General features: G+C 51.6%; 18 protein-coding genes. 3 read left to right on the top strand and 15 right to left on the bottom strand.

Annotated features, from left to right (window positions below):
* Positions 1 to 452: 452 nt before the first annotated feature.
* Genes sctU through GM154_RS10855 form a run of 12 tightly spaced genes read right to left on the bottom strand, consistent with a single transcriptional unit; the run spans position 453 to position 10,842 of the window.
* Complete coding sequence (gene sctU, locus GM154_RS10800) at positions 453 to 1,532, bottom strand: type III secretion system export apparatus subunit SctU (RefSeq protein WP_219652223.1); 1,080 nt, start codon at positions 1,530 to 1,532, stop codon at positions 453 to 455.
* Between the two features lie 3 nt (positions 1,533 to 1,535).
* The gene (gene sctT / locus GM154_RS10805) at positions 1,536 to 2,327 is read right to left on the bottom strand and encodes a type III secretion system export apparatus subunit SctT (protein ID WP_219652224.1); all 792 of its coding nucleotides are present in this window, start codon (positions 2,325 to 2,327) and stop codon (positions 1,536 to 1,538) included.
* Positions 2,327 to 2,593 (bottom strand): type III secretion system export apparatus subunit SctS, encoded by a 267-nt coding sequence (sctS, locus tag GM154_RS10810; RefSeq protein ID WP_219652225.1) that lies wholly within the window; start codon positions 2,591 to 2,593, stop codon positions 2,327 to 2,329. The genes sctT and sctS overlap by 1 nt, the downstream gene beginning before the upstream one ends.
* Positions 2,594 to 2,600: 7 nt before the next feature.
* The gene (gene sctR / locus GM154_RS10815) at positions 2,601 to 3,254 is read right to left on the bottom strand and encodes a type III secretion system export apparatus subunit SctR (RefSeq protein WP_074825803.1); all 654 of its coding nucleotides are present in this window, start codon (positions 3,252 to 3,254) and stop codon (positions 2,601 to 2,603) included.
* Positions 3,251 to 3,604 (bottom strand): FliM/FliN family flagellar motor switch protein, encoded by a 354-nt coding sequence (locus tag GM154_RS10820; RefSeq protein ID WP_139208784.1) that lies wholly within the window; start codon positions 3,602 to 3,604, stop codon positions 3,251 to 3,253. The genes sctR and GM154_RS10820 overlap by 4 nt, the downstream gene beginning before the upstream one ends.
* Positions 3,597 to 4,310: a type III secretion protein gene (locus GM154_RS10825; protein ID WP_219652226.1), complete on the bottom strand. Its 714-nt coding sequence runs from the start codon at positions 4,308 to 4,310 to the stop codon at positions 3,597 to 3,599. Before GM154_RS10825 ends, GM154_RS10820 begins: the two co-directional genes overlap by 8 nt.
* The gene (locus GM154_RS10830; RefSeq protein ID WP_219652227.1) at positions 4,307 to 4,843 is read right to left on the bottom strand and encodes a type III secretion system HrpP C-terminal domain-containing protein; all 537 of its coding nucleotides are present in this window, start codon (positions 4,841 to 4,843) and stop codon (positions 4,307 to 4,309) included. Before GM154_RS10830 ends, GM154_RS10825 begins: the two co-directional genes overlap by 4 nt.
* On the bottom strand, positions 4,833 to 5,279 hold the full coding sequence (locus GM154_RS10835) for a type III secretion protein (RefSeq protein WP_219652228.1): 447 nt from the start codon (positions 5,277 to 5,279) through the stop codon (positions 4,833 to 4,835). Before GM154_RS10835 ends, GM154_RS10830 begins: the two co-directional genes overlap by 11 nt.
* A 2-nt stretch (positions 5,280 to 5,281) precedes the next feature.
* Entirely contained in the window at positions 5,282 to 6,631 is a 1,350-nt protein-coding gene (locus GM154_RS10840) for a FliI/YscN family ATPase (protein WP_219652229.1), read from the bottom strand.
* Positions 6,628 to 7,578 carry an FHA domain-containing protein gene (locus GM154_RS10845; RefSeq protein WP_219652230.1) on the bottom strand — a complete coding sequence of 317 codons (951 nt, stop codon included), beginning with the start codon at positions 7,576 to 7,578 and terminating at the stop codon, positions 6,628 to 6,630. Before GM154_RS10845 ends, GM154_RS10840 begins: the two co-directional genes overlap by 4 nt.
* Positions 7,579 to 7,594: 16 nt before the next feature.
* On the bottom strand, positions 7,595 to 9,688 hold the full coding sequence (sctV, locus tag GM154_RS10850; RefSeq protein ID WP_219652231.1) for a type III secretion system export apparatus subunit SctV: 2,094 nt from the start codon (positions 9,686 to 9,688) through the stop codon (positions 7,595 to 7,597).
* Entirely contained in the window at positions 9,676 to 10,842 is a 1,167-nt protein-coding gene (locus tag GM154_RS10855) for a hypothetical protein (protein ID WP_219652232.1), read from the bottom strand. The genes sctV and GM154_RS10855 overlap by 13 nt, the downstream gene beginning before the upstream one ends.
* A 258-nt stretch (positions 10,843 to 11,100) precedes the next feature.
* On the opposite strand from GM154_RS10855, the gene GM154_RS10860 reads away from it, so the two are divergent.
* Positions 11,101 to 11,634, top strand: coding sequence for an RNA polymerase sigma factor (locus GM154_RS10860; RefSeq protein WP_219652233.1), 534 nt, complete (start codon positions 11,101 to 11,103; stop codon positions 11,632 to 11,634).
* A 243-nt stretch (positions 11,635 to 11,877) separates the two neighbouring features.
* Here GM154_RS10860 and GM154_RS10865 read toward each other — a convergent pair whose 3' ends face one another.
* Positions 11,878 to 13,446, bottom strand: a complete 1,569-nt coding sequence (locus GM154_RS10865) for a RopAA-2 (protein ID WP_219652234.1) — start codon at positions 13,444 to 13,446, stop codon at positions 11,878 to 11,880.
* A gap of 885 nt (positions 13,447 to 14,331) precedes the next feature.
* Entirely contained in the window at positions 14,332 to 15,573 is a 1,242-nt protein-coding gene (locus GM154_RS10870; RefSeq protein WP_219652235.1) for a hypothetical protein, read from the bottom strand.
* Positions 15,574 to 16,010: 437 nt separating this feature from the next.
* On the opposite strand from GM154_RS10870, the gene GM154_RS10875 reads away from it, so the two are divergent.
* Both GM154_RS10875 and GM154_RS10880 read left to right on the top strand, forming a co-directional pair.
* The gene (locus tag GM154_RS10875) at positions 16,011 to 16,916 is read left to right on the top strand and encodes a hypothetical protein (RefSeq protein WP_219652236.1); all 906 of its coding nucleotides are present in this window, start codon (positions 16,011 to 16,013) and stop codon (positions 16,914 to 16,916) included.
* A 2-nt stretch (positions 16,917 to 16,918) separates the two neighbouring features.
* The gene (locus tag GM154_RS10880; RefSeq protein ID WP_219652237.1) at positions 16,919 to 17,392 is read left to right on the top strand and encodes a hypothetical protein; all 474 of its coding nucleotides are present in this window, start codon (positions 16,919 to 16,921) and stop codon (positions 17,390 to 17,392) included.
* A gap of 145 nt (positions 17,393 to 17,537) precedes the next feature.
* Here the strand turns inward: GM154_RS10880 and GM154_RS10885 are convergent, their stop codons facing one another.
* Positions 17,538 to 18,110: a cupin domain-containing protein gene (locus GM154_RS10885; RefSeq protein WP_219652238.1), complete on the bottom strand. Its 573-nt coding sequence runs from the start codon at positions 18,108 to 18,110 to the stop codon at positions 17,538 to 17,540.
* Positions 18,111 to 18,576: the final 466 nt, after the last annotated feature.

The raw sequence follows: 18,576 nt of genomic DNA on the forward strand, positions 1-18,576 counted from the left end.
TCATTAAGCAGAATGCGTATCAGCTAACTATACCAGGCTGGGCGACTGGAAATTTCTAGTCACTATGTACGGTGGTTCGTTGCCAATGCCCACCCTAGGTAGGCTAGGCACTGGCTACCCAGCGCCTAGCGAGCATTTGGTGAGCATAGTCAGTTAGGCTATAGACTAAAGCCGTTTATGGAATCCCGATAACATCACTCTCTGAAAGCAGTATCCTTTTAATCAAAGGAGTGTCAGCGTTTCAGTCGTTCAGGCATATCATTCTGCGGTGCAAGCCTTTATACGTATGTGAGTCTAATTCAGTGACTGTAGCCGCCACCTCATGATTCTAGACACTAAGCCGTCATGATTATGATGCCAATCCGTATTAAGATTTTAGTAGCCGTAAAAGGGTACTTAAGGTTCTGCGGTTTCTATAGCAACAAATAGATGCGGATGAGCATGGTGCTCCCCTACAGTTCATCCTCCACACGAATGACTTCGTCCGTTACCTCATCCAGCTGTTTTATGACCTGATAAAGATGAGCCACCGCCGTTAAGGTAGGTCGTGGGATGTAGTGCCCTGCGTTCACCTTGTAAAGCGTTCGGGCAAGCCAGATGCTTTGTACGACTGGAACCCGTGCGTGCTTGGCACGGGCAATAAGATCCAGTGCGCCATCATCCTCTCCCTTGCAAAGGATGCGTGGCAGCGGCGTTTCACCGGGGCGGTAGAACAGCGCAACCGCATAGTGGGTTGGATTGACGACCAGCATGTCAGCATCCTCAACCGGTTTGGGTGGCGCAGAAGGCGCTTTGTTCAAGAGCTCATGAGCCAACTGCTTACGATGTCCCTTGACGTGTGGGTCGCCCTCGGACTGCTTGTACTCATTCTTGATGTCTTCATGGCTCATGCGCAGTTTCTTGGCATGGAAGTATTTTTGTAGAGCGAAATCCAAAGCGCCAATGACCAACAATAAACCCAGCGTGGTCCGAAGGATGTGGCGAAACAGGTCCAGCAATGCATGCCAATAGGTCGTCAGGTCTGAATTCGCAAGCAATATCAAAGCGCCTAATTCAGGCGTTACGACCATATACAGCGTTATCGCAATAGCGGCTGCCTTGAGTATGCTCAAGAGCAGATTAGTCAGATTCTGGCCTGAAAACATCTGCTTGGCATGGGAGAAGGGATCAATTTTCTTTATATCGAATTCGAGCGCCTTTGGTGCAAATAGAAAACCAATCTGCATCCAGCTGCTTGCCAGCCGCATCAGCATTGCCGCCCCGACACTACAGAGGATAAAGCCAATCAGTACTGTGGCACCTTCGCTGGCCACCTGACCTACTGTGGTAAGAAAGGGGCGACCTGTGGCCACAAGCGCAAGGTCCAACAGGTGCTGCAAACGGCCCATGCTGTCATCGGCCAGCCCCAAGGTGATTTCGCTCACTACCATCAGGACCAGTAATTTACCGAGATCCTGGCTTTGGGCAACCTGACCTTTTTCGCGTGCGTCACGTAACTGTTTAGGCGTGGCTTTTTCTGTTTTCTCGCCCATGACTCAGGGGACCTGTATGAGGTGATTGAACAGGAATTTAAGGTCTTTGAAGTGTTGAATCTGCCCGTTACCCAACTCCAGCAAGGTAGGCAGGTAAATGATCAGAAAGGCGATACCCGCCATGCTTTTAGCGGGCATGGAAAGAATGGAGACGTTCAGCTGCTGTGCATATAGACCAATAATGGCGAGCGCCGCCTCGATAAGCAGCAGAAGGCCGATAAACGGGGCGGCATACAACATCATGTGCTGTAAGGTTTGATTGAGCTGTTCGAGAAAGATGCCTAGCCCATCGGCCGTCATGCCAGGCAGCCAGGCGGTTGGAGGCCATACCAGATAGCTGTCCCAAATCACTTGTGTGATCAGTGACAAACCTCCCGAAAGGATCACCAGCAAGATCAGCGCTTCCTGAAACAGCTCTCCAAGCGGGGTCGCATCCGGGCCTAGCGCTGGGTTGATCTGGCCGCCACTGAGCGCGCCGCGCTGACTGTCGAGCAGGGCACCTACCGACGCGAATAACCAGAACGGCATATAGAGCAAAATGCCAAGCAGCGTACCAAGGACTGCTTCCTTGATCAGTAGCCCTGACATTGCAATAAGGTCCTCTTGCCCACTTAGTGCCTCGCTGATGGAGGGCGCCGGAATCATGGCTACCACAATGACTACGGCATAGCGCAGGGGGCCCTTGAGGTATTTGAAGCAAAAGGCGGGCACCAGGATCATGCAGGGCAAGAGCCGCGCCATACCCAAGCCGAGGCCGAGCATAAGGTCGAAGGCGTGCTGCGCATCGAACGGCATCAGTGTGCGCCGCCGGAGCGGGAGATCAGGTCGAATGCCATGTTAATGAACTGAATCAGCTCCACACCGATCCAGCGGCCGGTCATCGCCAGTGTCAGACCCACTGAGGCCAGCTTGATACCGAAGGGCAGCGTCTGGTCCTGGATCTGCATAAGGGCCTGGAGTAGTGAGATGATGATCCCTACAAGTACCGCTACCGCAAGGGGCGGAGCCGTGAGGATAACGACCAGGATCATGCCCTGTTTGAACAATGCCAACGCTTCCATGGCTGCCTCACATGTAGGAATAAAAGAGACTGTCGAGCAAGCGGGTCCAGCCGTTGACCAGTACAAACAGCAAGAGCTTGAGCGGCAGAGAAATGGTCATGGGAGAAACCATCTGCATGCCCAACGCCAGGAGCAGGTTGGAGACGATTAGATCGATGACGATGAAGGGGAGATAGATAAGAAACCCGATCTGAAATCCTGCCTGAAGCTCGGACAGAACAAACGCCGGGATAGCAAGTAAGAGATCATTCTTTGTAGCCTGATCAGCCATCTCCTTGGGCCACATCCGCTGGGTATTTTCAAGCAGGTGAGCGGAGACGTCCGGGTCAGTATTGCGTGTCATGAAGCGTTGGAGCGGATCAATCACACCGCTAGCGCTGGCTTGTAGCTTCTCAATGGACGACATGTCCAGTGGCTGGGCCTTGACCCTTTGTTGAATTTCATGCGCCACCGGTGCCATGACAAACATCGTTGCCGCGAGTGCGATTCCATACATGGCCATATTGGGTGGAACCTGCTGTACCCCAATAGCATTGCGGGTAATCAGCAGGGTCATGGCAATCTTGAGAAAAGCCGTACAGACAATCAGCAAAAAGGGAATCAGCGACAGCCCACCAAGGAATAGGGCCAGCAGAACGGGGTTCATCCCCTCCATGATCATGAGCGCGACGCCATACGGATAAGTTGCAGACCCAGGCGTCCATCAACATCGACCAACTCACCTTCAGCTACTATATGGTCGCCATGACAAAGGGTAGCGTAGCCGGGAGCGATGCCCTGAACTTCCAGCACGGTACCGTGGCCCAGCCGATGCAATTCATCCAGGCTCAACGTGAGGTGCCCGCAGCGTACGGTAAGCGCCAGCGGCAAATGTGCGGTAGGTTGAAGCGCGTTGGTGTCAGCCAGGGGCTCATCCCGGTCTTCATAATGCTCCTGGCCGTATTCTTCTTGAATAGCAGGGTCTGCTTGCGTGTCCAGTTCTGCTTCTGGGTAATGGTCAATGCTACTCATGAGCGCCGTTGTCCTCATCAATCAAAGTCAGGAAAAGCTGCTGTTCGCGATGCTCGGCATGCCCGATCCAGCGACGATCCGCCAGCTCCAGGCGACCATAACCTTCACTGTTGAACAGGCAGAGGGAGGGCAGCAGTACGTCGCCGATACGCAGCGACTCGAGCTGACTGGCAGAAAGCATCACTTGCCCAAGTATCAGCGGAAACGGAATTTGCAAGGTCTCGGGAAGCGCTGCCCGGTGAGAGGTCCAGCCGGGGATATCGAGCCAACGTAAAAAAGTCTTGGGCGTACCACTCAGGAAGGTATAAAGCGCTTTGTCTCCATGTCTTATGCTCAGACGGCAATGTACAAGCAGCCCTTCAGGTACGTATTCACCCAGAGGACTGATAGGCGCCAGGCCTTGGGCGACCGCTGAGCTCAGGTGCTGGCTGATCAGCTGCCAGTACCAGGGTTGAAGCTCACCACTAGTAGATACAGGCATCTCGCCAACCAGATTTAACACTGCGCAGGCATCATCCAAGTAGAGGGGCCCCGCAGCGGTATTGAACCAACTTCCCGAGTCGAAGGGCTCATACTGAGAGATGAGCTCTAACGAGAGTTCGCCCGTTACGCCGCGGGCACTAAAGTGCAGAGAAACACCGGCACCCAAGGCTCTTGTGGCAGCGGCGAACTCACTCTGGACGGAACGCAGCGCAAGCATTTTCATGTATACGCCTCTTCTAGCATTGACAGCTCTACTGGGTCACCAAGTGCGTTGGTCAGAGCCGATTCGCAGGCGCGTTGATGAGGTCTTAGCCGACTTAAAATCTCGCGACGACTAAAACCCAGCTCGATCCCCCAATGGTCGTTATGTCTGGTGACCTTGACTTGAACCTTCCCAAGGTTGGGCATCAATACGGTGACGGCTAGCGGAGCGACTGAATTTCGGGTCAGTTGCTGTACCAATTCATCAATCAGCTCTGCCGGAGCCTCTTCGGTCTGGATAGGCAGCGCCACGCCTGCGCTGCCACTGAGATCCTGCTGTCCGGCATCGCTGCTGACGGGCTGAATGAGCTGAGAGAAAAACAACCCATCTGCATTTAGAACATGTTCTGTCTCATGTTCAGGACTCAAGCTTCGCAGCCGCTCATTTTCACCTCGGCGGCCGATCAGTAACGGCGCAGAACTCTCCTTGCTAGGCGCACTCACCGGGGAGGAAAGCGGCCGGGGAGGGGCTGATGGTCGAGCTTCAGTTTTCATCGTGCATGGCCTCCGTCAGGCAGGACAGCTTTTCAACGGCACGCTGAGCATTGCGCGCCTCGTCTTGCGCGTGTTCCAGTGTCTCTTGCTGTTGTTCGACGGCCTGAATCTGAAGCTGAATGCCCTGGCGGAGCCGTGAGAGGTGATCAAGCATGCTGCGCTCCTGTTCATGCCAGCGATCCACTTCGTTTAACGTATGCCGCTGATTAAGATGCTCCACCGATAATGCCTGACGTTGCTCACGCTGCTGGACCTGTTCGGCTGTAAAGCTGCTACGCAATTCGCTCAGGTGATCACGGCTGTTCTGCAGGTCTTTTTCAGCCTGCAGGCGCAAGCGTTCGGCTTTGGCTTGTCGATGTTGGCGCAAAGGGGCCAAAATACGAATCACCTCCTCTAGCGCAGCGCGTTGCGGATCGATTTCCAGCTCGTCGTCCATGATTACTCCGGCAGCTGCTCAGTGATTTGTAGGAGACCTGCAAGGGTCTCGTTCAAAGGCACAGGCTCGCGCAAGTCCTGCTGTAGAAAGCTATTGATCGTTCCGTGCAACCTCACCGCGCAATCGGTAACCGGATCACTCCCGGGTTGGTACTCGCCCAGACGCAGCAACATTTCAACCTGACGGTATGCGGCCAGGAGCTGGCGCAACCGGTTGTTGGCCTGCTGATGCTCACGGTCGGTGACGTTGGTCAGGATTCGGCTGATGCTGGCCTGAACGTCGATGGCTGGATAATGCCCTCGCTCGGCCAGCTTGCGAGACAGCACGATATGGCCATCCAGTAGTGACCTGACCTCATCCGCAACAGGATCATTCATGGAGTCCTGCTCGATGAGTACCGTGTACAGCGCAGTGATAGAGCCGACTTCGCTCATCCCGGCACGTTCTACGAGCTTGGGAAGTAGGGTGTACACCGAGGGTGGTAAGCCACCACGGCCTAATGGCTCGCCAGAGGCAATACCGATTTCGCGCTGAGCACGGGCGAATCGGGTCAAGGAATCGATGAGCAACAATACTTTCAGCCCTCTGGCGCGATAAGCCTCGGCAATAGCCGTGGCAGTAAAGGCGGCGCGGGCGCGTTCCATGCTCGAGCGATCCGAGGTGGCACAGACCAGTACCGAGCGCTGCCGTAGGTCATCGTCCAATTCGTGGTCGAGAAACTCGCGCAGTTCCCGACCTCGTTCTCCAATCAGGCCGAAAACGATGACATCGCAGGCCATATTGCGCGCCAGCTCTGCGAGCAATGTCGTCTTGCCACAGCCGGCGCCAGCAAATAAGCCCACGCGCTGGCCTTCCCCCAGCAGGATGGCGCTGTCGATCGCGCGCACGCCTGTAGGCAAGGCACTGGTAATACGTGGTCGCTGGGTCGGCGGCAGGGCGTCAGCAATGACTGGTAGCGTCTGACGAGTATCATGAGGCCCTGCAAAGGCTCCTCTGTGGCCCTCTAACAAAGGGCGACCGAAGCCATCGAGGACGCTGCCCAGCAACTGCTCGTCGACACCTATTCGATGGGCCATACCCAACGGCCAGATGGGAGCGCCAACCTGAATACCCTCCGGTGAGCCCAACGCACTGAGTAGGGTTCGGTCATCGGTAAAGCCGACAATTTCAGCCAGAATCGCGCTGCCGTCTGCTTTGCTTACCTCGCACAGATCACCTACTTTGGCTGCAGGAATCTGACATTCCAATAGAATTCCGCTCACGGCACTCACCCAGCCGCTCACGCGCACGGCAGAGTAACAGGCAAGCCGTAACGTTTGGCTGGATACCCAGTCCTGTAAGGTACTATTCACCAGACCACCTCGTAGCGACGCTCCCCTTGGAACTCCAGACGGCCATCGTCGATCCGGGTCAGCCGAATGCCATCGAGCTCATCTCCCACGTACAAACGCTTTCCTTCTGCCGTCACGATATGGGCGTGGGGGCCTGACATGATCTGGACAATAGCGAAGGGAAGGGAAGCGCCGCCCACCGATACCTCGTCGACCAGCGCTGCCTTGGTTTCATAACGGTCTTTGAAACGTTGCAACATCCGCGCGTAGACTAGATGGGCTTCCTGCTCAAGGCTGCCACGCAGCACTAATCCATCAGGTGTCGACTCGATCGCGATATCAGTTAGCAACCGATCACTTAGCATTGTCTTGAGCTTTGACATGGCTTCCTCATTACTCAATTGAAGGCGCTGAGGCGCGGCATGTGACGACGTAGCTTGAGCAGAGCTGTTCTGTTTAATCGCTTGGTTATCAGCCACGGCAGATGCCGGGCCACTGGAGGAAATACTCCAGGCGCTTCCTACCACTCCCAGCAGAACACCCAGGACTATGGTGGTCATACGGCTGAACAGAAACGTTTTGGGTTTTGAACTGGATCCGTTTGACGTTGGCTCGGTGGTCTGACTACTGATTTGTGCGCGACCAGGATCTGGAATAGGCTGTGCCACAACGGGCCAGGCATCCTGTGCGGCGGATATGGTCAGCCAAACCGAGCCTATGATAAAGAGTCGATTAGGATAAAGAGCGTCCGGTGATAAGGGATGGCCCTCCTCATCAAGTACCACACCATCTTCAGCGTTCAGAACCCATCGCTCGCCTTCTCGTTTCAGGCAGCCATGTCTCTGTTCGACCCCAGCGTCATGCAGCGCGAGATCAAGCTCATCGTTCGCACCGATCAGCCATTGCTCACCTATCAGGGGTAGGGCGGCTCCCTGGTGAAGGCCATTCAGCACACGCAACTCGAACATATCTGCTCTCCTTGGTTCAGGCAGCGTAATCGTTGTCCATGGCCGCGGTGTCGTCTTCGAGTTCGAAGCGACCCATGACCTTTACCTGAGCGGTGGTTCCGATTTCCGCAAATGACATGACAGGCACGTGGTAGAACTCCTCCTGTAACAACGTCCGTAACGGGCTTCGCAGGTCCTGAGCCACCAGCAGAACAGCCTGTTCGCGCACCCGAAGGGGAAACGCGAGGTGAAGTTGCTGCACCAATAACTGACTGGTCTCATTGCTCAAGGCAAAAAAGGTTTCGGTTTGGGTCTGGCGCAGGCCATCTCTCAAAATGCCTTCGCTTTCAGGCGTCAATAGCCAGACCAGCAAGCCTTCTGCACCGGCATATTGGTGATAGAGCTGAGATTTCAGGGCGATCCTGACGTAGTCCGTCAGGGCTGTAGGCTCACGCTCGTACTGCCCATATTCGATCAGCGTTTCGGCAATCACTCGAATAGAGCGCAATGGCACGCATTCGGATGCCAGACGCTGAAGAACCGCTGCGAAACGTGCCAGCGGCACTGCCCGCTGCATCTCCTGAGCCAGCTCCGGCTGTTCCGACTCCAACCAGCCCAGGATAGCCTTGGCCTCTTGTAAGCCAATAAACTGAGGCCCGCATGCCTGCAATGCACGCTCCATGCGTTCTACAATAAGCGTGCTGGCCGTGACCCTCTCAACCTCTTCATGTTGCAGGTCAGGCGTATCAGCCGGCAGCCAGACCCATTCGGCCTCCTGTCGATCCGTACTGCCTTGAACTGCCTGTTGAGGCGCCTGCTCAAAGAGACGCGCCTCTACTGCCACATGGCTATGTGTAAAAGTGGCCCTCAGAACGGGCACTTCATAAACGGTAAACCTGAACTCATCAGGTGCTAGCAGAGGCGATAGCTCAATGATGAACGAGGGCAGCGTCAGGCCATAATGCACTACGAGCCGGTTACGTCGCTGGCGAATTTCACTCACCAGGGACTCGATCAGGGCAACATCCTGCGCGGGATGGAACTGCAGGACAAACTGGCGACTCGGCAAGAACGTACGCAGGTCTTCGTTACCGTTCAGCTCCGGTGCTAGCGCTTCAGACTGATCCTGGGCAACCGGACGGGCCCGCCTCAGTTGCAGGAAGCCGCCACAGCCGCAAACGATGGCGATAACAATGAATACGGTCGTAGGCATGCCGGGAAGCGCGGCGAACCCAAGCATTGCTACAGAGGCAATGATCCATGCTTTAGGTTGGCTGGTAATCTGCTCTGCAATTTCACGACCGATATTGCTCTGGGCTCCCGGATCACCGTTGGGTACACGCGTAATGACGATCCCGCAAGTGACCGAAATCAGTAGTGCCGGTATTTGCGCAATCAGTCCGTCACCGATGGTCAGTACCGTGTACAGCTGCAGGGCGTCACCGGCTGTCATGCCATGTTGTACCACCCCGATCGCGATCCCCCCGATCATGTTGATGGCGACGATGATCAGGCTTGCAATAGCATCGCCGTTCACGAACTTCATCGCACCGTCCATGGCACCGAACAGCTGGCTTTCCTTACCTAGCTCGGCCCGGCGGTTACGGGCTTCCTGAACAGTGATCAGGTTGGCTCGTAGGTCACTGTCAATGGACATCTGCTTGCCTGGCATCGCGTCCAGAGTAAAGCGAGCACCCACTTCAGCCACCCGCTCCGATCCTTTGGTGATCACCAGAAAGTTCACGACGGTAAGAATGAGGAAAATCACCATGCCCACCGCAAGGTTACCGCCTACCACAAATTGGCCGAACGCCTCCACGATATGACCGGCATCCTGATTCAGCAGGATCAGGCGGGTGGTCGAGATCGAGAGGGCCAGGCGAAACATCGTTGTAAGCAGTAATACGGCAGGAAAAGTGGAGAACGCCAAGGGGCGCGGCAAGTGCATGGCCAGCATGATCAGCAGGCAGGAAATACAGATATTGATTGCGATCAGGACGTCTACCAATACCGTAGGCATTGGGGTAATCATCATGAATACGATGGCTATGACCACAAAAGCACCTACTACCTCTGAGCGGCGCATTGCGGCCAGAGCGATAGCATTCAGAACATTAATCAAAGGTTCCATACGATATCGGTCTCCTGGGCGCGTTGTTGCTCTTTATCGGTCAGTTCCGTGCTAAGGGTGAGGAGGTTCTCCTTGGCTTTCTGGAAATCGCTCTTGTTACGCCAAAACCAAAATAGTAATGACATTCGCTGAGTCAGAATGCGCATCAATTCGTTGAGAAACGCCAGTTGGTGTTTGAGCTGCTCACCGCCAATGAGCTGTACCAGGGTTCGTGTTTGTACAGGTTCCATGAGCTTGCTCATTAGCGTGAGGAGATGCCTGAGCAGGGCAATCGCCTCAACCTGAATCTGCGGGTTTTTACCGCGCATACGACCCAGTATGTGCTCACACTCATGTAGCAGGGCGGCTACATGCTTTGTGATGATGAGATTGCTCATCAAGGGAGATGCTTGGTGAAGAACATTAGCTGAGGCTGCGTTTGCAATGTCCTCAGCCATCTCGGAGCGTATTTCACTGAGCGATAATTCATATTGACCTTGCTCTCGCAGCTCATTCAGCAGCGCGTCTACCAGAGCAATGACATTAAGAGGGCCATTAGCCGTTACGCTATGGAGTGTCCGGGATCGGGTACGCCGCTGCGTCTCGGTACTAAAGCGCCCGCGTACTTTTGTCAGAGAGCCGGTCGAGGGCCGAGCAGGTTTGCCGTATTCCTTATACAAGAGCTTGAACTGACGTCTGAACAGGAGCTGTTCGCTATCTTCGCCTTCGTTCCTGGCCTGTCTTGCGGCCACTCGCAACATCTGGTGAGCCAGGACGGCATTGCCACCACAGCTTTCAAGAATATGTTTGAGCGTTTCCTTCGAGTTCTGCAATTGGCGATCTTTGAGCTGCCTTCGCAATGACTGCGCCGCCTCGCCTAGTGCTTTATCCAGTCCCTTGAGGTAAGTGGCGTGCAGCTGTTGAGCTGACAGTTGCAGTCTATATGCCTGTGACTGCAGGCCCGCAGACAGCGCGCTTTGATCGCGTCGGCTCGCTGTCTGACCCTCCTGGGCCAGCGCAGCGTCCTCTTTGGCCAGTGCATGCGTACCTTTCTCGTCGGATGAAGCAACACCCGGGCGTGTCTGAGTAGGTCCGGGATGAGGAGCATGCGGCGGTGTCTGCACCTCGGGGTGTACATGAGAAGGGGTGGGCAGAATCGGCTGGGCAATTTTCATGGCGTACTTCTGGGTAGAGTCATGGACCATGAGTGGTATGCCGAAAGGAACAGTTCCAACGTTACAGAAGAGGTTCTGCTGCATGCTGGCGTTGTGCAATATTTCGTAATGCCCAGCGGTGAGTTATGCAAGAAGTTGCGTTAGGTGATAATTTTAAAATTTAAAAAATATAAATAAATCAGTAACTTAAAGAGAATTCTTCGCGTGGCACGGGTATCGCAATAGAGAACTTGCCAAATCCAATGGAAGGTAAGTCCAATGCATACAAGAATCTCCACCGTCCCTTGCGCATCTACCGGTATTCGCCAGCTTTCAAGTGATCAGATTCAGATGCTGAGAGCCTTTATTCAGAAGCGGGTTATGAATCAGGACGATGTCGACGATATTCTTCAATGCACTTTTCTCGAGGCCCTGCGTAGTGAACACAAGTTCCAGGGAACCAGTAAGCCGCAAACCTGGCTTTGCGGTATTGCATTGAATCTTATCCGGAACCATTTCCGCCGGCTTTACAAGCAGCCTTATCAAGAGAGCTGGGAGGACCATTTGCATTCTGAAGTTGGGCAGGGGAGCGATATTGGTCATCAGGTAGACGGACATCGCCAACTGGTCAAAGTCGTCCATGCGATCGACCGATTGCCTGTCAATATGCAACGTGTAATCAAAGTTAGTCTGGAAATGGATGGTAATTATCAAGACACCGCCTTGTCGCTGGGGGTGCCAATCGGTACGGTTCGGTCGCGGTTATCCAGAGCGCGAGAACAACTAAAACGGCACGTTGAGTCAGCCACCTGATCAAGATGTGGTAACGCTATAAGGCGCTTCTGTATTGATATGCCAGATTAGAAAAGGCTGAAACTGTTGTACCGTTTCGCTCATTCAGAAGTGTTACCCTTTAAGGCTCCAACACGACCCTGAAAATGAGCGCAGGCAGATACCGTTGTACGAAAGTATCCAGCCTGCGCTCAAACTCCATGCGCTACTCATGACCGCTAGCGGCGCTCAGCGAACCACCGGGTGGCGAACCACCGGGTTGTGTCACACCATGTCCTCTGTCCTCGGAGGAGCAGGTGGTGCCAACGTTGAGGTAGCTACTGGTGCTGGGATGGATGTTGGGGCAGTTGGTAAGGGGGAATTCATCAGATTTGCATATCTCTGACTTAAGCCACGTTGACCACGATGATAGAGATCTTGAGACCTTTGAACTCCACTAGAGAATGTACTGACTGTAGAGTTGCCTATTCCGACAGCCTTGTCCTTCGTATATGCCGCTCCGTCGACTATACCTCTCGCTACGGAATTAATAGCGCCTTCCACGCCTTTGGCCACATGTGCGTCCGTTGCCTCAACCGCTTTTTTAGACTCTGACTCCCCCAGGCTTGCGCCTGCTGCCCATAAGCCAAACGCAACCGCACCCAGGATGTTTTTTACCGCCTCGGCGGCAGCGGCTACTTTGCCATCGCTAAGACCATGCTCTGTAGCTAGCGTCCTTGTTGCCGTCGTAGCGCCTCCCATGGCAGCAAATCCGCCGGCCAGGCTCATGTTGCCTACGATACTTGTGGGGGAGAACACGGTTTTGACGGCATTACCGGATACAATCGATTTGATTGCCGAGGCGGTACCTGCGCCGAGCCGTGCAGGAACCATTTTCAACAGCGCAGTAGAATCCAGATTCCTCAGTACAATAAATTCATCCAACCATTCGTGCTCCTCGGCAATCGGCGTTGGTGCTTGGCCTTCCGGGACGGTATCGCGGCGGCCATAGAGCATGGCGGGACCTAGCAGGCTGCGGCTTTTATCACGGCTAAGGTTATAATGCTCGATAGCCATGCCTACGATAACGGCAGTGATTGGCCGCATATAAGCTTCAAGGGCTGCAGCCAGCTCTTGTTTCCCTTGGCTCTCTAGACCTACGCGAATCGGATACAGAGCGGCATTGCGAATGGCAAACCCGACTAGCCATTTGTTGCATTCATCCATAGCATTGCCGAATGAGTTCTTGTCGTGTGTCTCGCGCTTCTCTGACAGCGATGCTTGAAACGATCCGTGCAATTTCTCATCTGGTGGTTTTTGATAATACTCAGGTTTTAATCCAGACAGCATATCGTTAACACTTGCATCCGCAGCCCCGGCGTACCAGGAGGCCAAGGCATTTTGGAGGGCAGCCTCGCCTTCGGGCGTATCTCGACAGTTAAAAACCTCAAGCATGGATGGCCAGGTATTGGTCGCCATCGTGACGGCGGCAAATGGAGATCCCCCAATACCAGACTTGAAAGTGGCAAAGATCCTATCGGCGATATTTGCGTTTCTTTCAACTATGTCCATATCGCTTACGGTATAGCCTGCGTTAAATAATCGTTGAGCCCGATCATTTCGAATAGTATCCAATTCATCGTTATGCTCCCGTGCTGTGGCAGCGGCGGTCTGCTGAATGTCAGGGACGTTGCGGCGATATGGAAGGAAATGGGCATCAAGCCTGTCATATATTTCCTGATGGAAGCGATCCCTATTCCGAGCGCTTCGTGCAGGACCAACAGGTGTAGTGAGTTCGATCTCATCGGCATGGTGACTAATTTGGTGCGTCGTGGCGATACGCTGAGTATCCATAGGGGAAGTATCCTCATCGTGATCGGCAGGTTTTAATAAGGGTGAATCGGGTGGTCTTATAGAAACTCCCGCCAATCGCTGCCACCGCTATTGCGTCTCGATCCGGATACTTTAAGCGGTAGCACCCTGCGACCTTAGTGAACGCTGCGCCTTAAGTGTTCCATAATTTTGAAGATACTTTTAGATGAGATAAGTGGTGGGAAGAGGTGATTTCCAAACCTGGGAAGAGACCTGTAAAGGGGTAAAGCTACTGATCTCGGCGACTCCCTAAGTCGTATGCCAAACACAGCTGACCAATACAAGTTAAGTGCAAGGAGGAGCTTGCATTCCAGCGGTCACAAAAAAGCTCATCTGTTTTACGCCTCTAAGGAGTTCTCTGGATGGCAGAGATCTCTAGCAAGCTGCCCAAGTTGGTAGGTATTAGAAAAGGCATACATGTAGGCACCCACTATCAGCGTGACACGCCATTAGGCTTCGCACTCATAATGTAAGAAGGTGCCAAGCGAAAGGCCTCTACAAACTATTGCCAGAGCGGCAGCTGCACACATCCAAGACGGCAACACCGTATTGACGGCACCACAAGTGCTGCGCTGGCGTTGCATCTCTGCTCACGGCAGGTGACCAATAGCCTACTGGCGGTGATGACGATCGCGAACGCCCGAGACTCCTCTGGCAATGACTGACAGCGATGTATGCGGATTGATCTGGGTACATAGGGGCCATTGGCAGAGCTGACAGTGAGTCGCCTGTAAGCGTTTATCACCTCACAACTAACGCCTTTCGAGCCTCCCCGTTTATCACAGTTGAGAATGCTGCCATTAGCTAACGGGACGCCAAAGAGCTAACCTCTTCTATGCCCTCTTTTCCTCAAAAAATTTGCGCACCCTAAGCGTGCCAGAAGGGGGAGTCCAGGTCGTTAGCTTGGGAGTTGAGTAGCTGATACCACTGCTCAGTAGTTGGTACATCAATATGGTCATTTCTGTCTTTTTCTTCCTCGATATCAGTTACATAGGAATCAAGAAAGTACTGTTTTATATGAGGTGGTATTTGTGGAAGAATCTGTTTCACGGCCTGGTGAAGTAAATTGCTCTCATTAGGAGGTATTAAAATAATATCATGGTCTTGTTGAGCGGTAGTCGGGTTCATGCCGTAACTTGCTGTCCGCAAATCAGGTAACGCATGCAGAAATATCTCATGGAAGACAGTAAATGCAATCATTGCATGCATCTCAAAGTCTTGATTCCAGTCTTCGCTGGCAATTAATCCGATTGAAATCCTTGATCTATTGCCATTCGAGTTAGTAACGCCACGGTCCATATCGCCTTCACGATCATAAAAATCAAAGTCTATTTTATTGAAGTCTTGAGGAAATGATTTGCCGATTACGTTTATAATCAGCATGCACATGTCTGCTACTTCTTTAGGCGGCTGGCGCAGAAAACGTACTTCTGCCTCGGTGCCGTTGGTATGCAAAGCATAAAGGGATGAGGCGCTTATGGCGGGCCGCTCTGTTTCGGTCGAAAGCGCTAACTCCTCATTAGCGCCCGCTACAGAATAAGTGCTGGACGCTGCAGCTGGAGAAATAGGACCGTCGCGAAAGTGGTGAGGATTGCGTAAGCGTATTAATGCTTGCGTCAACTGGCCTCGTGAGCCCTGTGCAGATAGATTGTCTGATATTGGGTGCGGATCTATTCTCCTTATGGGCGGAGCAGGCGCACATAACGTTATAGACTCAGTGCCACCCGTCGACAGCACATCCAATGTAATTCTAACAATATCATATTGCGAATGTTCGTTCAGTTTCGCTTGAATCGTCAAATTAGCAGGGCCTGCGTTAGGAACAGCCACCTGCTGCCTATATTCTGCTTCAGTTAGCTTGCTGGAATGTATATGCAGCGCTCCATCCGCTATGCCGTTATATGCCAACAGCGCAAAAAGTTGATGGTGAGGGTCCGGCTGCGCCTCAACTTGGGTTAATGCTAGTAAAGCATTACGGCTCAACCTGGCTAAGGGCAGAGCAGAAGGGTGAGTTTGCTCAGTCTGCAAAGAGGAGGGCGATAGTGGCTGACTCGCGTCTAATGAGGTGGCTTGATACCTCATCTGAATGCCTGAACCAATAGAGTCCACAGTATTATCTCTTAGCCGTCTGACTTGAATCTAGACGTCTACGTGGTCAACCAGCCTTTTCAGTTCCTGATTTTTTAGCCATGGGAAGAAAAGATTTATACGCAACAATCTACGGATCAAGCCTTACCTTCAAAGGCAGATAGATAACTGAAAACTCAGGATAATATGCAAAGCAATTTCGGGCCGGACCCGGATTATATTAAATTAAGACGAAGCATTGTCCCCCTATAGCCTAGCACTAAAAGTATCTTTCACTTGCTCGAGTGTAATCCTATGTGGAGTAAAGAGATGACTATAGATTTGCATGGGTGCTAGATTTATTTTTGGCCAATTTAGAATAATCTGATTTTTGGAACTCATCCCCAATAAAGACCACTCAAGTAGTCATCTATTTGAGTGAGACCTTTATATACAAAATCATGAGGGGGGAATCAACAATGTTTACAGTACTTCATGCTAGGGCATCAGCGCTATATGACAACAATACTCAGAGCGTTAAGCTGTGGGAGGCGATACCAGGCAATCACAGAGGAGAGACGGTTACCGTTTCAGCTCGTTTAATGACTGAATTGCATACAGCACAAAGCGTGATAGACACCGTAAAAGAAAACCTCAGCTACGGTGCTGGTAATTTAAAGAATGACTTTATGCTGACCTCAGGGGAAAGTTACCAACGATCGATTTCGGCTAGACACATCCGTGATACAGATTTTCGCGGAGATGATAATGGACTCGCGAAATCCGCTTTGGCAGCTCAGGCTGGGACATGCTCCGAATATTCAGCATTAATTATTGCCTATCTTTCAAATATGGATCTACATCGTCCTATCTTTACTTATGCTGCTGCTAATGAGCCGGATCATCAATTTAATGTGATAGGCGATATACGTGAGTCAGCTGACGCTGTAGTGGTTGACGCATGGCCTTCATTCGCGAAAGCCCACTTGCTAAATAATGCGACTTTTCAGCCGTCATCAACAAGCGTTTTAGACGTTCACTATCCGGGGATGAAAATCAAACTAGAGCTTGAGGACATGGCGGAGGTTGCCAAGTTGAGCAAGGAACGTGTAGCGCAGATTAATAGGATCAAAGACACGCCTTCCTATGAGGAAGTATTGAGGCATCGACCGGATATCGGACTCAGAAATAAACTGCATGGGATCAATAATTTAGGTGTTAGATATCAAAATAGAGATGATTCATCTGACATCTTCGAAAATAAGGTAAGCTCTCATAATTACGAACGCCAAGCGCATGGAATATTTCTAGTGCAGCATCATCTTTCTGATGGCGCGTATGATATTAATCCAGAAAGCCTGCACAATGCTGAAGAGGATAGCTGATCGTGAGTAACCAGCAATTTAATAATGTTATCGCACCGTTGTTAAGCTATCTTAGCATACAAACCCCTATGACTAATGATGAGCAGGCTATCCTTATTGACTTTAAAAATTTACAGCTGCAAATCACACCTTTAAACAATCAGGAACTGCTGTTAGTTGCTAGTCTTGGTGTTTTACCTTCGGATAGCCTGGGTACATTGGCTAAAATACTATTAGGAGCAAACAATATTGATCCTATTGCTCCGCCTATATCTGTATCAGTAATAGGCTCTCAGAGCACCTTAATACTGTGGAGTCGTGAAAGGTTTGTTCAGTTAAACTCTGCTGAAATTATTGTTTTGTTTGATCGCCTAGTTTCTAAGGCTAATAGATTGATTGAGGATATTCGAGCCGAGCCTCTGTTAAGCAGAGCTCCGGTTAAAGGTGGGGAAATAAAACCACCTAAGACAGTACTGACAAGCAGCTGCAAATGGTAGAGCTATTATTTAAGGGCTTTTACTTGGATAAGCTTTAGACACTTAAAATTTAAGCATCCTAGCTGCCATACAAACTGAATAATTCAATACGGCTTATATGGGCAGCATGATAGTGAGTTTACTTAGAGGCGAAGCACTTAAAATCTCACTTAGATAATCTATCTGCAATGTCAGGGGCGTAACGCCCATCAAGCTGGACGAACAATAAACGGCAGTTGCTATTGGAGCGGTTTGACCATGCGTGGTTGGTACCGCGTTGCACCACCACACTTCCAGGCTTAAGCAGGACTTCTGCATCGTCGAGTACGATATAGATCTCTCCTTCGATCACGACACAGTAATCAACTGCCTCACTTCGGTGCATCATTGGATGCGGTGAGTCATGTTTAACAGTCAGCCCGTCGACGTAGTTGACTTGCTCAAACAGCTCTGCAATGCGCGCTTCATGCTGATCTAGATAGGTCTCATCTGGGGGAAGATCAACGAAGCGAATACGAGTCCCATTTGGCGGTGGGTTATGCATCACAGGGCCGGTTGTTGGATCAGCGGCATTGTTTATCTCTACAGGCGAACCTGTAGTTTCCCAAACTTCGTGAAAGACAAGGCCCGGGATAGCTTCCATTTCAACGACCGAAGGTAATGCCCCTTCGCTGCAAACCGTGGACTTGCCGTTGGCATCGTGGCCCGTGACGATACGATGAATAGGCGGAAAGGTCATAACAGTATTCCTCCAAAAACTCTCTTTGATTCTGTAATGTGATTGTTACGATAATAGTATTTCTTAAAGATCCAGGAATATTATTTTGGTAGTTATATTTGAATCCTAGGCTAGCCAGGAAATGATCATTTGAAAATTTCTTTGTCTAACTAATAGGATAATGAACTAAGATTCATATGAATATTTTTTGTATAGTGTTCATTTTCAAAAATATCCATGTTTGAAAAGACAGTCTTACGCAAAGCATCCCCACGTCACTGCCTTTTCCTATAAATTTCATTCTTACTCGTTGAGTCAGATTGAAATAGTGCTCTGGTCGAAAGAACGGCTAACCAGCCTACCATCGAGAATGAGCCACACCTTGTGATCCACTCACTTGTTAGGGTTTGTCTGAAAAGTTATGTGTACAATTTCTTACGTATATCCCGTTGATATATCCCGTTATGGTTCTATTATGGGATATACA

Source organism: Pseudomonas sp. MAG002Y (genome assembly GCF_019400845.1).
In the GTDB taxonomy this organism is placed as follows: Bacteria; Pseudomonadota; Gammaproteobacteria; order Pseudomonadales; family Pseudomonadaceae; genus Chryseomonas; species Chryseomonas luteola.

Excerpts from the sequence above, each read along its gene's own strand:
- sctU (WP_219652223.1), bottom strand. The coding sequence starts at position 1,532 with ATGGGCGAGAAAACAGAAAAAGCCACGCCTAAACAGTTACGTGACGCA.
- sctT (WP_219652224.1), bottom strand. The coding sequence starts at position 2,327 with ATGCCGTTCGATGCGCAGCACGCCTTCGACCTTATGCTCGGCCTCGGC.
- sctS (WP_219652225.1), bottom strand. The coding sequence starts at position 2,593 with ATGGAAGCGTTGGCATTGTTCAAACAGGGCATGATCCTGGTCGTTATC.
- sctR (WP_074825803.1), bottom strand. The coding sequence starts at position 3,254 with ATGATCATGGAGGGGATGAACCCCGTTCTGCTGGCCCTATTCCTTGGT.
- GM154_RS10820 (WP_139208784.1), bottom strand. The coding sequence starts at position 3,604 with ATGAGTAGCATTGACCATTACCCAGAAGCAGAACTGGACACGCAAGCA.
- GM154_RS10825 (WP_219652226.1), bottom strand. The coding sequence starts at position 4,310 with ATGAAAATGCTTGCGCTGCGTTCCGTCCAGAGTGAGTTCGCCGCTGCC.
- GM154_RS10830 (WP_219652227.1), bottom strand. The coding sequence starts at position 4,843 with ATGAAAACTGAAGCTCGACCATCAGCCCCTCCCCGGCCGCTTTCCTCC.
- GM154_RS10835 (WP_219652228.1), bottom strand. The coding sequence starts at position 5,279 with ATGGACGACGAGCTGGAAATCGATCCGCAACGCGCTGCGCTAGAGGAG.
- GM154_RS10845 (WP_219652230.1), bottom strand. The coding sequence starts at position 7,578 with ATGTTCGAGTTGCGTGTGCTGAATGGCCTTCACCAGGGAGCCGCCCTA.
- sctV (WP_219652231.1), bottom strand. The coding sequence starts at position 9,688 with ATGGAACCTTTGATTAATGTTCTGAATGCTATCGCTCTGGCCGCAATG.
- GM154_RS10855 (WP_219652232.1), bottom strand. The coding sequence starts at position 10,842 with ATGAAAATTGCCCAGCCGATTCTGCCCACCCCTTCTCATGTACACCCC.
- GM154_RS10860 (WP_219652233.1), top strand. The coding sequence starts at position 11,101 with ATGCATACAAGAATCTCCACCGTCCCTTGCGCATCTACCGGTATTCGC.
- GM154_RS10865 (WP_219652234.1), bottom strand. The coding sequence starts at position 13,446 with ATGGATACTCAGCGTATCGCCACGACGCACCAAATTAGTCACCATGCC.
- GM154_RS10875 (WP_219652236.1), top strand. The coding sequence starts at position 16,011 with ATGTTTACAGTACTTCATGCTAGGGCATCAGCGCTATATGACAACAAT.
- GM154_RS10885 (WP_219652238.1), bottom strand. The coding sequence starts at position 18,110 with ATGACCTTTCCGCCTATTCATCGTATCGTCACGGGCCACGATGCCAAC.